Here is a 13,334-nt window from a genome sequence, read left to right as displayed (position 1 = left end):
GCGCCGCCGCGCATTGTCACGGCCCGGAGGCGCGGATGACGAAAACAATCCTGATCACCGGCTGTTCCTCGGGAATCGGCCATGACGCGGCGCATGGACTACGGGCACGGGGCTGGCGGGTGATCGCCTCGGCGCGCGATCCCGAGGACGTCGCGCGGCTGCGCGGCGAGGGGCTGGAGGCGGTGCGGCTGGATCTGGCGGATCCGGCGTCGATTGCCGAGGGGTTCGCGGCGGCGCTGGGGCTCGCGGGGCGGCTCGATGCGCTTTACAACAATGCGGCCTTCGCGATTCCGGGCGCGGTCGAGGATCTGCCTGTGGGCGCGCTGCGCGAGATCTTCGAGACCAATCTCTTCGGCCTGCATGACCTGACGACGCGCGCGATCCGGGTGATGCGGGCGCAGGGCGGCGGGCGGATCGTGCAGTGCTCTTCGGTGCTGGGGCTGATGGGGGCGCGCTGGCGCGGGGCCTATGTGGCGAGCAAATTCGCGCTTGAAGGGCTGACCGATGTGCTGCGGCTGGAGATGCGCGGCACGCCGGTGCGGATCGTCACGCTGAACCCCGGGCCGATCCCGACGCGGTTCCGGCTCAATTCCATTCCGCATTTCGAACGCTGGGTGGAGTGGCGGGCCTCGCCGCGCCGGGCGCAATACGAGGCCACGTTGCTGAAGCGGCTGTATGACCCCTCCGGCAAGAAGGATCGGTTCGAACTGCCCCCTTCGGCGGTGACGGCGGCGCTGATCCGCGCGCTGGAGGATCCGGCGCCGCGCGACCATTACTATATCACCACAGCGACATGGCTGGCCGCGCTGACCCGCAGGCTGGCCCCGGCGCGGCTGCGCGATTGGCTGGCGGCGAAGGCGTAGTGGTCCATCGCGCCCTTTCGCCCGGGCGTGCAAAGGCCCATATTGGCGCAAAACCCGGAGGCCCCATGCCCATTCTTGCCCTGATCGTCGTCGGCGCCGCCGCAGGCTTCCTTGCCACGCGGCTGATGAAGATGGAGACCGACATCCCCACCACCGTCGCCATCGGCGTGATCGGCGCGCTGCTGGGCGGGCTGGTGCTGCGGTTCCTGATCGCGCTGACCGGCCTTGCGGCGGGCTTCGTGGGGGCGGTGCTGGGGGCGGTCGCGCTGATCTGGCTGTGGCGCATCTATGGGCCGCGGCGATGATCTGGGCGCTGCTCGGCGGGGCCGCGTCGCGGATCGGGCTGTGGGCTCTGGCGCTGGCGCTGTGGCTGTTCACCCGGCCCGGCGGCTGGGCGGTGGTCGCGGTGGCGGTGCTGGTGGGGGTGAAGCTCCTGCCCGGGAAATGAATTTGCCCGCGCGCCGCGCCGGGCTATGATCGCGCGCAATGCGGAGGAACCATGTATTTCGAGGATGTCATCGGCGACAATGCCGTGCTGATCGCGATTGCGGTCTTTCTGATCGTCGCCGTCTTTCTGGGCGTGCGGATCGTGCCGCAGTCGGAAAAGCATGTGGTGGAGCGGTTCGGGCGGCTGCATGCGGTGCTGGGGCCGGGGATCAACTTCATCGTGCCGTTTCTGGACCGTGTGGCGCATCGGGTTTCGGTGCTGGAACGGATGCTGCCCGCCAGCCGACAGGATGCGATCACGGCGGATAACGTGCTGGTGCAGGTGGAAACTTCGGTGTTTTACCGCATCGTCGAGCCGGAAAAGACCGTCTACCGGATCCGCGACGTGGACGGCGCCATCGCCACCACCGTCGCCGGGATCGTGCGGGCGGAGATCGGTAAGATGGAACTGGACGCGGTGCAGTCGAACCGCTCCAGCCTGATCGGCACGATTCAGGCGAGCCTGGCCGATATGGTCGATGACTGGGGGATCGAGGTCACGCGGGTCGAGATCCTCGACGTCAATCTGGACGAGGCCACCCGCGCCGCGATGCTGCAACAGCTGAACGCCGAACGCGCCCGGCGCGCGCAGGTGACCGAGGCGGAGGGCCGCAAGCGGGCGGTCGAACTGGCCGCCGATGGTGAATTGTATGCCGCCGAACAGCAGGCCAAGGCCCGGCGCATCACCGCCGAGGCCGAAGCCTATGCGACCGAGGTCATCGCCGAAGCCATCGCCAAGAACGGCATCGAGGCCGCGCAATATCAGGTGGCGCTGAAACAGGTGGAGGCGCTGGCCGAGGTGGGCAAGGGCGCGGGGAAACAGACGGTGCTGCTTCCTGCCGCCGCGCTCGATGCCTTCAAGGATGCTTTCGGCCTGCTGAAGGGGCGCGGCTGATGTGGCGCGAGCCGTGGCTGTGGATGGTCGCCGGGGTGGGGCTGGCGATCTGCGAGATGTTCCTGCCGGGGTTCTACCTGCTCGGCTTCGCGGTGGGGGCGGTGCTGACGGGGGCGCTGGTCTGGGCCGGGCTCGTCACCAGCCTACCCGCGATGCTGTTCGCCATGGCCGTGCTGGCCGTGGCGGCGTGGTTTGCGATGCGCCGCTGGGCGGGGGTGCGGCGGGGCCAGAAAAAGATCTGGCACCGCGACATCAACGATTAGGCGATTTCGGCAAGGATCGCCTGAACGGCGGCCTTCGGATCGGCGGCCTTCCACACCGGCCGCCCGACGACGAGGTGATCCGCCCCGGCCCGGAGCGCGGCGGAGGGGGTTTCCACCCGCTTCTGGTCGCCCAGATCGGCGCCCGCGGGCCGCACGCCGGGCGTGACGATCAGCCGCCCCGCCGCCTGCGGCAGCGCCCGGATCGCCGCCGCCTCGCGCGGGGAGGCGATGACGCCATCAGCCCCGGCCTCGAACGCCCGGGCGGCGCGTTCGGTCACCAGATCCTGAATATCGCCCGCGCGGATCAGCGCGCCGTCCAGATCCGCCCGGTCGAGCGAGGTCAGGATCGTCACGGCGAGGATCTTCAGCCCGGTCCCGGCGGCGCCTTCCTTCGCGGCCCGCACCACATGGGGGTCGCCGTGGACGGTGAGGAAGTCGAGGTCATAGCGCGCGATGCCGCGCACCGCCGCCTCGACCGTCGCGCCGATGTCGAAGAACTTCATGTCGAGGAAGATCTTCTTGCCGAACTCCCCCTTCAATTCGTTGGCCAGGGCCAGCCCGCCACCGGTGAGCATCCCGAGGCCGATCTTGTAGAAGGACACGCTGTCCCCCAGCGTCTTCGCCAGCTCAAGCGCCGCCAGCGCATTGGGCACATCGAGGGCGACGATCAGGCGGTCGTCTGCGGGCAGGGTCATCGGGGCCTCCGGGATGATAAACGGTCGTCTTTTGCGCCCGTTGCGGGCTGCGGTCAAGTCAAAGCCTGTGCGCATTTTTTGCGCACCGCAGGGACAGACCCCCTTGAAGCGCCCCGAAAGCGGGACCAACTCTGGCTCAAGACCCGGATCAGAGCGTGCCGCCAGCGCGGGCGCCCAAATCCCCCGGGGGCTTCAGAAAAGGAGATATCCGCATGAACATGGAAAAGTTCACGGAGCGGTCGCGCGGCTTCATTCAGGCCGCCCAGACCATCGCGATGCGCGAGGGGCACCAACGGGTCGTCCCGGAGCATCTGCTCAAGGCATTGATGGATGACGATCAGGGGCTTTCGTCCAACCTGATCCGCCGCGCGGGCGGCGAGCCGCAGCGCGTGCAGGAGGCGGTTGACCTGGCCGTGTCGAAGCTGCCCAAGGTATCGGGCGGCGACGGGCAGGTTTACGTCGAGCAATCGCTGGTGCGGGTGCTGGACGAGGCCGAGAAGATCGCGCAGAAGGCGGGCGACAGTTTCGTTCCGGTGGAGCGGATCCTGATGGCGCTGGCGATGGTGAACACGCGGGCGAAGGATGCGCTGGATCAGGGCGCCGTCACCGCGCAGAAGCTCAACACCGCGATCAACGACCTGCGCAAGGGCCGCACGGCGGACAGCGCCAGCGCCGAGGAAGGCTATGACGCGCTGAAGAAATATGCCCGCGACCTGACCGAGGCCGCCGAGGAAGGCAAGATCGACCCGATCATCGGCCGCGACGAGGAAATCCGCCGCGCGATGCAGGTGCTGAGCCGCCGCACGAAGAACAACCCGATCCTGATCGGGGAGCCGGGCGTGGGCAAGACCGCGATCGCGGAGGGCCTCGCGCTGCGCATCGTCAACGGCGACGTGCCCGAATCCCTGCGCAACAAGAAGCTGATGGCGCTCGACATGGGCGCGCTGATCGCCGGGGCGAAATACCGCGGCGAATTCGAGGAGCGGCTGAAGGCGATCCTGAAGGAGATCGAAGCCGCCACGGGCGAAATCATCCTGTTCATCGACGAAATCCACACCCTTGTGGGCGCGGGCAAGGCCGATGGCGCGATGGATGCCGCCAACCTGATCAAACCGGCGCTCGCGCGCGGGGAACTTCATTGCGTTGGCGCGACCACGCTCGACGAATACCGCAAATATGTCGAGAAGGACGCGGCGCTGGCCCGGCGGTTCCAGCCGGTGATGGTCAACGAGCCGACGGTGGAGGATACGATTTCGATCCTGCGCGGGATCAAGGAGAAATACGAACTCCACCACGGGGTGAAGATTTCGGATAGCGCGCTGGTCGCGGCGGCGACGCTGAGCCATCGCTACATCACGGATCGGTTCCTGCCCGACAAGGCGATCGACCTGGTGGACGAAGCGGCGAGCCGGCTGCGGATGGAAGTGGACAGCAAGCCCGAGGAACTCGATGCGCTGGACCGCGAAATCCTGCAAAAGCAGATTGAGGCCGAGGCGCTGAAGAAGGAAGACGATGCCGCGTCGAAGGACCGGCTGGAGCATCTGGAAAAGGAACTGGCCGAGTTGCAGGACAGGGCCGCCGCGATGACCGCCAAATGGCAGGCGGAGCGCGACCGGCTGGAATCCACCCGCGACCTGAAGGCGGATCTGGAACGGGCGCGGGCGGAACTCGATCAGGCGAAGCGCGAGGGCAATTTCGCCAAGGCCGGGGAGCTGCAATACGGGCGGATCCCGGAACTGGAGAAGAAGCTGGCCGACTCCGACGGCGCCGAGGGCACGATGGTGTCCGAAGCCGTGCGCCCCGAGCAGATCGCCGAGGTGGTGGAACGCTGGACCGGCATCCCGACCACGAAGATGCTGGAAGGCGAGCGCGAAAAGCTGCTGAAGATGGAGGATGAACTGCACAAGCGGGTCATCGGCCAGAACACGGCGATCACCGCCGTTGCCAATGCCGTGCGCCGCGCGCGGGCGGGGTTGAACGACGAAAACCGGCCGCTGGGCTCGTTCCTGTTCCTTGGGCCGACCGGGGTGGGGAAGACCGAACTGACGAAGGCCGTGGCCGAATACCTGTTCGACGACGACACCGCGATGGTGCGGATCGACATGTCCGAGTTCATGGAGAAACATTCCGTGGCGCGGCTGATCGGGGCTCCGCCCGGCTATGTCGGCTATGACGAAGGCGGCGTGCTGACCGAGGCGGTGCGGCGTCGGCCCTATCAGGTCGTGCTGTTCGACGAGGTGGAAAAGGCCCATCCGGACGTGTTCAACGTGCTGCTTCAGGTGCTTGATGACGGGCAGCTGACGGACGGGCAGGGCCGCACCGTGGACTTCAAGCAGACGCTGATCGTGCTGACCTCGAACCTCGGGTCTCAGGCGCTGAGCCAGTTGCCCGAGGGAACGGACAGTGCCGCGGCCAAGGCCGAGGTGATGCAGGCGGTGCGGGCGCATTTCCGGCCCGAATTCCTGAACCGTCTGGACGAGATGGTGATCTTCGACCGGCTGACCCGCAAGAACATGGACGGCATCGTGCGGATTCAGTTGCAACGTCTGGAAAAACGTCTGGCGGCGCGCAAGATCACGCTCGACCTGACGCCCGAGGCGCTGAAATGGCTGGCGGATGAAGGCTATGATCCGGTCTATGGCGCGCGGCCGCTCAAGCGGGTGATCCAGCGCACGCTGCAAGATCCGCTGGCAGAGTTGATCCTGGCGGGGAAGGTGCTCGACGGGGCGACGGTGAAGGTCACGGCGGGGCCGGAGGGGCTGAACGTCGGCGGGCATGTGGCGCCCTCGGCACAGGGCGCGCCACAGGATGTTGTCCTGCAATAAAGGGGAAAGGGCGGCGCGGGCCGCCCTTTTTCATTGCGTCAGGGAATGCAGCAGATCGTTGATCTTGTCGCCCAGCGTTTCCTGTTTCGGCGGTGGGGGCTTTACCAACTGACCGTTGACCACGGGCACGCCGCCTTCGGGGATCGGATCGCCCGCCTGCCAGCTTTCGCCCGGCGTGGCATTCGGCCCGGCGGTGCCGCGCCATTCGGAGGGCGAGGCCATCGGCAGAGGGGTGGCGGGTTCGCCCTTCTCCACCCGGGTCATCACCTCCTGCCAGATCTCCGCCGGAAGGCCGCCGCCGGTGACGCCGGTCAGCGGCCGGTTGTCGTCATAGCCCATCCAGACGCCCGCCACATAATCCGCGGTGAAGCCGATGAACCAGGCGTCGCGCGCGGCCTGGGTCGTGCCGGTCTTGCCCGCGACCTCGCGCCCCTCCAGCCGGGCGCGGCGCGAGGTGCCCTGTTCCACGCCCTGGTGCATCATCCAGATCAGTTCGCGCGCGGCACGCTCGGAAATCACCCGTTCGCCGATGCCGCCATCCGCGCCGAACAGCGGCTCGCTGTCGCTTTTCAGCCGCAGCGAGGTCAGCCCGTAGGGTTTCACCGACGACCCGCCGTTCAGGATCCCGGCATAGGCGCCGGTCATTTCGATCAGCGTCGATTCGGACACGCCGAGCGCCACCGCAGGCCCCCGCGCCAGATCGGAGGCGAAGCCGAAATCGGTGGCCACCGTGCGCACCGCATCGAGCCCCACCGCCATCGCCACCCGCACCGTCGCCGTGTTGATCGAACTGGCCAGCGCGCGCCAGAGCGGGATCGAGCCCAGGTAGTTCTTGGTATAGTTCTTCGGCGACCACGGCCCCGACCCCTTGACGTTGACCGTCAGCGGCGCGTCCTCGACGATCGTGTCGGGGGTCCAGCCCATGTCGAGCGCGGCGGCATAGACGAAGGGCTTGAAGGTCGATCCGGTCTGCCGCTTCGCCTGTGTCGCGCGGTTGAAGGCGCCCGAGACCTTGGTCTTGCGCCCGCCGACCATCGCCCGCACCGCGCCATCCGAGGACATCACCACCACTGCGGCCTCGGCGGCGGAGCTGTCCTTCACCTTGGTGTCGAACACCGCCTTCAGCGCCTCTTCCGCCGCGCGTTGCAGCTTCTGGTCGAGCGTGGTCTCGACGATGACATCCTCCGTCGTGTCCCGGGACAGGAAATCAGGCAGCGAATCCATCAGCCAGTCGGCGAAATAGCCGCCCGCGCGCGCCTGCGCGGCATCGGAAAGCGTGGCGGGATGGGCCTTCGCCTCTTCCCATTGCCGCTCCGTCAGGAAACCCTGCTCGTGCATCAGCGCAAGCACCATGCCCGCCCGTTCCTGACTGCGCTTCAGATCCGTCGTCGGCGCATAGGTCGAGGGTGCCTTCAGCAGACCGGCCAGCATCGCCGCCTGTTGCGGGGTCACATCCTTGGCCGAAACGCCGAAATAGCGCTGTGCCGCCGCCTCGAACCCGCGTGCGCCCGCGCCCAGATAGGCCCGGTTCAGATAGATCGACAGGATCTGATCCTTGGAATATTTCGTCTCCATCGCCAGCGCATAGGGGATTTCCTTGATCTTGCGCTTGATCCCTCCGGAGCGGCAGTCACCTTCGTAATCGGCTTCGGTTTTCCACTGTTTCGGGTCGTAGGGCACGCCCAGGCACAGCAGTTTCGCCACCTGCTGGGTGATGGTCGAGCCGCCGTTGCCCTCCAGCGGCCCGCGCCCCTCGGCCAGATTGATCCGGATCGCGGAGGCGATGCCGCGCGGGCTGACGCCCAGGTGGTGATAGAACCGGCGGTCCTCGGTGGCGATGATGGCGTTGCGCAGGTTGGGCGATACGCTGTCCGCCGTGATCTGCCCGCCATAGGTCTCTCCGCGCCAGGCGAACACATCGCCGTGCCGGTCGAGCAGCGTGACCGAGCCGCGGTTCCGCCCATCCAGAAGCGCGGTATATTCCGGAAGCTGCGCGTGGAAATACCAGGTCGCGCCCCCCAGAATCAGCGCCACAACCGCCGCGACCCGCCAGACGGCGCCCCAGACGAGGCGCCACACGAAGGTCACGATCCCGGTGATGAAGCCGAGAATCCCCCCCCGCCGAGGTGGCCGCCGCACCTGTTTCTTCCTCGGCGGCGGTTTGCGCGGAGCTGCGGGTTTTGCCGCAACATAGCGCTTTTCCGCCACCAGCGGCCCGCGCCGCCCGCCTGTTCCCGCCATTGCTCGATCCGTTCTTGGTGTTTTGCGCCAATCTACATGGCTTGGGGCGGGATGTCAGGCCGCAAGCTCGTGATGTCGGATTCTTCTATGGGTGAAATTTTATGCGTTGTGCCTGTTTTGTGGAATTATCCGCCGCAGGCAGGGGGGCTATATGCCTTGTAAAGCATCACGCTGCTTGTCTGAAACGCCCTCGCGGCGCCTTGATGCGGCGTGCGGTGCCCGTCTCTGGCATCTTCGCTGCAAACCATTAGGAAGGGAAATCCAGTGAAATTGATCATTGCAGCAGTCAAGCCGTTCAAGCTCGAAGAGGTGCGCGAGGCGCTCACCGCGATCGGCGTGCGCGGAATGATGGTGACTGAAATCAAGGGTTTTGGTGCTCAGTCGGGTCACACCGAAATCTATCGCGGTGCGGAATATGCAGTGAATTTCGTGCCGAAGGTGAAGCTGGAAATCGTGGTGCCGGACAGCCTGGCCGATGAGGTCGTGGACACCATTCTGAAGTCGGCGAAGACCGACAAGATCGGCGACGGAAAGATCTTCGTTCTCGATGTCGCGCAAGCGGTGCGCGTCCGGACCGGCGAATCCGGCGATGACGCGCTGTAAGACACGCTCAGGGGAAGTGAAAAAATGAAAAACCTGTCGAAAATCACGGGCCTGGCGTCTGCGCTTGCGCTGACGGCCCTGCCCGCGCTGGCCCAGGATGCGGAGCCGGTGCTCGATACCGGCGATACCGCGTGGATGATCGTGGCGACGGCGCTCGTCGCCTTTATGATCTTCCCGGGCATCGCGCTGTTCTACTCGGGCCTCGTGCGCGCGAAGAACGCCCTGTCGCTACTGGTGCAGACCGCGATCATCGCCTGTATGTCGATCGTGATCTGGGTGATCTATGGCTATTCCTTCGCCTTCGGCGGGTCGGAAAGCCCGTTCTTTGGCGGCTTTGGCCGGCTGTTCCTGTCGGGCATCGGGGTTGATTCGCTCTCCGGCACGATCCCGGAATATCTGTTCGTGGCGTTCCAGATGACCTTTGCCGCGCTGACGCCGACGCTGATCATCGGCGGCTTCGTCGACCGGATCAAGCTGTCGGGCGCGGTGCTGTTCTGTGCGCTGTGGGTGACCTTCGTCTATTTCCCGATCGCCCACATGGCCTGGGATGCGAACGGCCTGTATTTCGGCTGGGGCGCGATGGACTTCGCGGGCGGCACCGTGGTGCATATCAACGCCGGTATCGCGGCGCTGGTCGGTGCGATCGTCATCGGCCCGCGCATCGGCCTGGGCAAGGATCTGATGGCGCCGCATTCGCTGCCGCTGTCCTTCATCGGCGCTGCGGTCCTGTTCATCGGCTGGCTGGGCTTCAACGGCGGTTCGGCGCTGGCGGCGAACGGCACGGCGGTTCTGGCGCTGGTCAACACCTTCACGGCAACCGCGGGCGCGACGCTGGCCTGGTGCCTGATCGAGACGCTGGCGCGCGGCAAGGCCTCGGCCCTGGGTGCGATCTCGGGCATCATCGCCGGTCTGGTTGCGGTCACCCCGGCGGCGGGCTTCGTCGGCCCGGTGGGTGCGATCGTGCTGGGTGCCATCGGTTCGGCGGTGGCCTATTTCTTCGTCGCGGTGGTGAAGAACAAGTTCGGCTATGACGACTCGCTCGACGTGTTCGGCATCCATGGCGTTGCCGGGATCGTCGGCGCGGTGCTGACCGGTGTCTTCGCCTCGACCTCGTTCGGCGGCGTCGGTTATGCCGAAGGCGTGACGATGGGCTCGCAACTCGTCGTGCAGATCAAGGCCGTGGTCATCACCATCGTCTGGGGTGCCGTGGTTTCCTTCATCCTCTACAAGATCACCGATGTCATCGTCGGGCTGCGCGTTTCGTCCGACGAAGAGCGCGAGGGCCTCGACAAGACCTCGCACGGCGAAAGCGCCTATCACGACTGATCCTTCCTTCGCCGAAGGAACCGAAAGGGCCCGGGCATCCCCCGGGCCCTTTTTCGTGATCCGCCGCCCGTCGAGAATGGCACAACGCCCGGGAGGATGATCCGCCGCGCGTCCACCCGTGGCCTTGTCGTGCGACTCGCGCGGCCTGCACGGAACAACTTTTCCCTTGGTCTCCCGGCCCGAAAGAACCGCGCCTGTCGAAAGCCCGCCCTCATCGCGGCCGGAGCCACGGCCCCACTGCGACGCGCGCCGGATCTCGGGCGGGTTGGGGATCTGCCGTCATTGCTCCGCCGGGATGATTCATCCGGGAAAGATCGGCATGCGTATGACGGGCATGCTGTCGCTGTCAGCGGGTCTCGGCGCCCTCCGAGGGCACGCCGTACTGCGCCGTCATCGCGGCGATCGCCCTGTCGTTGCCCGCTTCCGCCCCGTGATTGACCGCGCGCAGGCTCTGCGCCTGGCTTCCCGGCCATTCCACGATCCGCACCGGCGGCCCGACATGGCGCACGACCGAGCCCGCCAGCCGTGCCATCCACCACATCCAGATGTCATCCGCCCCGGGGCAGAGCCGGGTGAACAGCTCCGCGCGCGTGGCATCGGGGTGCAGCGCGCCGGGCGGATACAGCACCCCACCGACGCCGGTGCCGAAGATCCCAGGCCCCTCGACCGCGCCCGCGATGTTCTTGTCCCAGTCGGAATAGGGCGCCAGCGCCGTGCCGCGCCATTTCACCCGATGCGCGCGATGCGCCACCACCCGGCCCGGGGCCCCAAGGGCCACCAGACCGGCCAGCCAGTCGGGGCCATAATACATGTCGTCATCCGCGGTGACGAGCCAGGCGTCCGCAAAGGCCCGCAGCGCGGGAACCGACTTGGTATAGACCCGGATCGGTTCGGCTTCGGTGCGGATCTCCAGCCCCTCGGACCGCAGCGCCAGAACCTCCGGCGGCAGCAGCCGGTCATCGCCTTCGGTCAGCCACAGGATCGTGCGATCCGCCTTCACGCTCTGCCGCAGCAGCGCCTTCAGCGTCCATGCCAGCGTCGCAAACCGCGCCGGATAGGAGGTCAGCGACACCACCAGCGGCGCATTCAGCCCATGCGGACGCGCCGTCACCCGCCGCGCCGCGATTTCGCGTTGCGCACGGGAAACGCGCAGCCGCCGTTTCAGCGCCCGGAACCACTCAGCCATCGGGAGCTTCCCAAGCCCGGCGCAGCCAGCCCACGTTGCCGATCCGGCGATACCATTTCTGCCCGCCGCCCCGCAGCGCGACATCCATCTTTGGCGATCCGGCAAAGACCACGATCTTCGCCCCCTCGGGCAGCGACGGATCGCGCAGGAAGCTGTTCACCCCGCGCGGCACGCAATCGTTCTTGAAGCTGACACACCAGCCGCGCGGCCAGTAGTGCAGATGGCCCCGCGCGGCGAGTTGCGCGCTCTGGAACTGCTGGCTGATCTCATAGCGCGCGGTGGCGGCGGAGGGATCGGCGAGGAAGGTGTCGAGGATATAGCCATGCGCGCCGATCTGATACCGGAACACCGAGGAATTCCCGACCGAATGCAGGAAGGCATCCCGCGCCGGGTTCAGCCTGCGCAGCGGCTTTGGGCGGAACAGATCGTCGTCGCGGATGATGAAGAAATCGCCCGGCAGGTCGAAGAACGGCGCAAGGTCGTCGACGATCACCAGATCCAGGTCCAGGAACAGCGCCGTCCCCTCAAGCCCCAGATCCCGGCGGAACAGCGCCAGCTTGCGCCAGCGCGAATCCTTGTGCCCCGGCGGCAGGCCGAGGTCGGGCAGGGGCCGCGCCTCGATCCCCGGCTCCAGCCCCGCCGCGTCATCGGTAAAGCAGATGAACCGATGCGGCCGCGCCAGATGCCGCCGCACCCCACGCGCAAGGTTGTTCACATAATCGGGGCCATAGAGCGTGCCCCATTTCATGGTCAGGATCAGGATGGGGTCAGACACGATGCACTTCTTCTTTCACCTGCTCCTGAAGGTCGGGCCTGTTTTCCACACCCACGGCGAAACGCCCGTCAAAGACCGGAGCGCAACGTGGCGCATCGAGCAGCTTGCGGCTTTCATCCGCAAATTGCCCCGTCGCCAGCCCGTTTTGCATGAAATGCAGGAAAGCATCGGAACGTTTCTGCCAGGTATCTATATCTCTGCGCTCGCGTCCCGATATGACGCCGAACCGGCGCAACCACAAGCGCAGACGGTAGCGCGCACGACGCACTGCGTTCACCTTGTTGGGGCGGGTATAGTCCTCGGGATCCAGGCCTGCGGCGCGGAACATCTCCTGATATATTTCGGTATAGCCAGGGGCCGTGGGGGCACGCCAGCCGCGGCTGTCGCCATACCAGGGCTTCTGCGTGCGGCAGAAATGCACGAAAACCGGCGCGATGGCCCGCGTCAGCCCCAACTCCATCACATAGGCCTGATAGTTCAGGCGCGGGCTAAGCTCGGTCCATCTTCCGTCGAACAGATGCGCGAGGAAATCCTGATCGTAGCGCGCGGCCTCCGGATAGGCGGCGAAATATCGGCGCAATTCGGTAGCGAAGTCGATCCGCAGCCATTTGGCCGTGTCGATCAGCAGCATCCCGGAATTAAGATAACGCCCCGAGGTCACGCCGATCGAAGCCAGCCACTTTTCCCGCGAGACGCCCTTCATGTCGTAGGGAGCGCTGTCGAGCGTGGCAATGTCGCTCACCGCGCCGATCCCCGCTGGAAGCTCGACATTCCAGATCGCCGGTTCCGCCCGCAGCGAAAGAATATCGGCGTCCAGATACAGAAGCCGATCGTATTGTGCCAACACCGATGGCGCAAACAGCCGCATGTAGACGATGCGCGGCCATTTCCGGTCCTCGGGCAGCCCTTCGGGAACCAGATCGCCAAGTTTTTCGTAATGATACCGTATCCGGTCGTTTTGACGGAACTCACGCACGGATTTCGCAGGATCACGACGTTCCACAAAGATATGGACGTCGCATTGCCACTGTTCGGCGAGGCGCTGCGCCTGAAGACCTGCGATATCGGAAAGCCGGTCATCCGTCACAAGATAGATCGCATTCATGGCTTTCCCCTCTTGCGCCTGAAAACCTGCGGATGGCCCGACTGGATTCGCATCACATTATTTGCCCGTTC

Annotated in this window: 13 protein-coding genes; 8 read left to right on the top strand and 5 right to left on the bottom strand. The window is 66.1% G+C overall.

Annotated elements, in window-relative coordinates; genetic code table 11:
• The first annotated feature begins 35 nt into the window (after nucleotides 1-35).
• The 5 genes from QM789_RS16090 to QM789_RS16070 all read left to right on the top strand — a co-directional run bounded on the left by QM789_RS16090 (nucleotide 36) and on the right by QM789_RS16070 (nucleotide 2,507).
• Nucleotides 36-863 (top strand): SDR family NAD(P)-dependent oxidoreductase, encoded by an 828-nt coding sequence (locus tag QM789_RS16090; protein ID WP_420352853.1) that lies wholly within the window; start codon nucleotides 36-38, stop codon nucleotides 861-863.
• Nucleotides 864-928: 65 nt separating this feature from the next.
• Nucleotides 929-1,168 carry a GlsB/YeaQ/YmgE family stress response membrane protein gene (locus tag QM789_RS16085; protein WP_420352852.1) on the top strand — a complete coding sequence of 80 codons (240 nt, stop codon included), beginning with the start codon at nucleotides 929-931 and terminating at the stop codon, nucleotides 1,166-1,168.
• Nucleotides 1,165-1,311 carry a hypothetical protein gene (locus tag QM789_RS16080; RefSeq protein ID WP_420352851.1) on the top strand — a complete coding sequence of 49 codons (147 nt, stop codon included), beginning with the start codon at nucleotides 1,165-1,167 and terminating at the stop codon, nucleotides 1,309-1,311. Before QM789_RS16085 ends, QM789_RS16080 begins: the two co-directional genes overlap by 4 nt.
• Nucleotides 1,312-1,362: 51 nt before the next feature.
• Complete coding sequence (locus QM789_RS16075; RefSeq protein WP_420352850.1) at nucleotides 1,363-2,244, top strand: SPFH domain-containing protein; 882 nt, start codon at nucleotides 1,363-1,365, stop codon at nucleotides 2,242-2,244.
• The gene (locus tag QM789_RS16070; protein WP_420352849.1) at nucleotides 2,244-2,507 is read left to right on the top strand and encodes an NfeD family protein; all 264 of its coding nucleotides are present in this window, start codon (nucleotides 2,244-2,246) and stop codon (nucleotides 2,505-2,507) included. Before QM789_RS16075 ends, QM789_RS16070 begins: the two co-directional genes overlap by 1 nt.
• Here the strand turns inward: QM789_RS16070 and pyrF are convergent.
• Complete coding sequence (pyrF, locus tag QM789_RS16065) at nucleotides 2,504-3,202, bottom strand: orotidine-5'-phosphate decarboxylase (protein WP_420352848.1); 699 nt, start codon at nucleotides 3,200-3,202, stop codon at nucleotides 2,504-2,506. The two genes, QM789_RS16070 and pyrF, sit on opposite strands and share 4 nt — an antisense overlap.
• A gap of 212 nt (nucleotides 3,203-3,414) precedes the next feature.
• Here pyrF and clpB point away from each other — a divergent pair, with 212 nt between their 5' ends.
• The gene (gene clpB / locus QM789_RS16060; protein ID WP_420352847.1) at nucleotides 3,415-6,027 is read left to right on the top strand and encodes an ATP-dependent chaperone ClpB; all 2,613 of its coding nucleotides are present in this window, start codon (nucleotides 3,415-3,417) and stop codon (nucleotides 6,025-6,027) included.
• 30 nt (nucleotides 6,028-6,057) lie between these two features.
• On the opposite strand, the gene QM789_RS16055 is transcribed toward clpB, so the two are convergent.
• A complete protein-coding gene (locus tag QM789_RS16055; protein WP_420352846.1) occupies nucleotides 6,058-8,268 on the bottom strand; it encodes a transglycosylase domain-containing protein in 2,211 nt (736 codons plus the stop codon).
• A 264-nt stretch (nucleotides 8,269-8,532) separates the two neighbouring features.
• On the opposite strand from QM789_RS16055, the gene QM789_RS16050 reads away from it, so the two are divergent.
• Together QM789_RS16050 and QM789_RS16045 are read left to right on the top strand one after the other, a co-directional pair.
• Nucleotides 8,533-8,871, top strand: coding sequence for a P-II family nitrogen regulator (locus tag QM789_RS16050; protein ID WP_420342524.1), 339 nt, complete (start codon nucleotides 8,533-8,535; stop codon nucleotides 8,869-8,871).
• Between the two features lie 24 nt (nucleotides 8,872-8,895).
• Nucleotides 8,896-10,197, top strand: a complete 1,302-nt coding sequence (locus QM789_RS16045) for an ammonium transporter (protein ID WP_420352845.1) — start codon at nucleotides 8,896-8,898, stop codon at nucleotides 10,195-10,197.
• 346 nt (nucleotides 10,198-10,543) lie between these two features.
• Here the strand turns inward: QM789_RS16045 and QM789_RS16040 are convergent, their stop codons facing one another.
• The 3 genes from QM789_RS16040 to QM789_RS16030 are packed head-to-tail and all read right to left on the bottom strand — an operon-like array spanning nucleotide 10,544 to nucleotide 13,263.
• Nucleotides 10,544-11,323 carry a glycosyltransferase family 2 protein gene (locus QM789_RS16040; RefSeq protein ID WP_420353327.1) on the bottom strand — a complete coding sequence of 260 codons (780 nt, stop codon included), beginning with the start codon at nucleotides 11,321-11,323 and terminating at the stop codon, nucleotides 10,544-10,546.
• 52 nt (nucleotides 11,324-11,375) lie between these two features.
• Nucleotides 11,376-12,158, bottom strand: coding sequence for a hypothetical protein (locus tag QM789_RS16035; protein ID WP_420352844.1), 783 nt, complete (start codon nucleotides 12,156-12,158; stop codon nucleotides 11,376-11,378).
• Nucleotides 12,151-13,263, bottom strand: coding sequence for a glycosyltransferase family 8 protein (locus QM789_RS16030; protein ID WP_420352843.1), 1,113 nt, complete (start codon nucleotides 13,261-13,263; stop codon nucleotides 12,151-12,153). Before QM789_RS16030 ends, QM789_RS16035 begins: the two co-directional genes overlap by 8 nt.
• Nucleotides 13,264-13,334: the final 71 nt, after the last annotated feature.

The organism is Paenirhodobacter sp. (assembly GCF_047600745.1).
In the GTDB taxonomy this organism is placed as follows: Bacteria; Pseudomonadota; Alphaproteobacteria; order Rhodobacterales; family Rhodobacteraceae; genus Rhodobacter.
Note: the sequence above shows the minus strand (reverse complement) of the source record. Positions and strands in the feature narration are given on the sequence as shown.

Coding starts and splice junctions, on each gene's coding strand:
- QM789_RS16030 (WP_420352843.1), bottom strand. CDS start 13,263: ATGAATGCGATCTATCTTGTGACGGATGACCGGCTTTCCGATATCGCA.
- QM789_RS16080 (WP_420352851.1), top strand. CDS start 1,165: ATGATCTGGGCGCTGCTCGGCGGGGCCGCGTCGCGGATCGGGCTGTGG.
- QM789_RS16085 (WP_420352852.1), top strand. CDS start 929: ATGCCCATTCTTGCCCTGATCGTCGTCGGCGCCGCCGCAGGCTTCCTT.
- clpB (WP_420352847.1), top strand. CDS start 3,415: ATGAACATGGAAAAGTTCACGGAGCGGTCGCGCGGCTTCATTCAGGCC.
- QM789_RS16070 (WP_420352849.1), top strand. CDS start 2,244: ATGTGGCGCGAGCCGTGGCTGTGGATGGTCGCCGGGGTGGGGCTGGCG.
- pyrF (WP_420352848.1), bottom strand. CDS start 3,202: ATGACCCTGCCCGCAGACGACCGCCTGATCGTCGCCCTCGATGTGCCC.
- QM789_RS16075 (WP_420352850.1), top strand. CDS start 1,363: ATGTATTTCGAGGATGTCATCGGCGACAATGCCGTGCTGATCGCGATT.
- QM789_RS16090 (WP_420352853.1), top strand. CDS start 36: ATGACGAAAACAATCCTGATCACCGGCTGTTCCTCGGGAATCGGCCAT.
- QM789_RS16055 (WP_420352846.1), bottom strand. CDS start 8,268: ATGGCGGGAACAGGCGGGCGGCGCGGGCCGCTGGTGGCGGAAAAGCGC.
- QM789_RS16045 (WP_420352845.1), top strand. CDS start 8,896: ATGAAAAACCTGTCGAAAATCACGGGCCTGGCGTCTGCGCTTGCGCTG.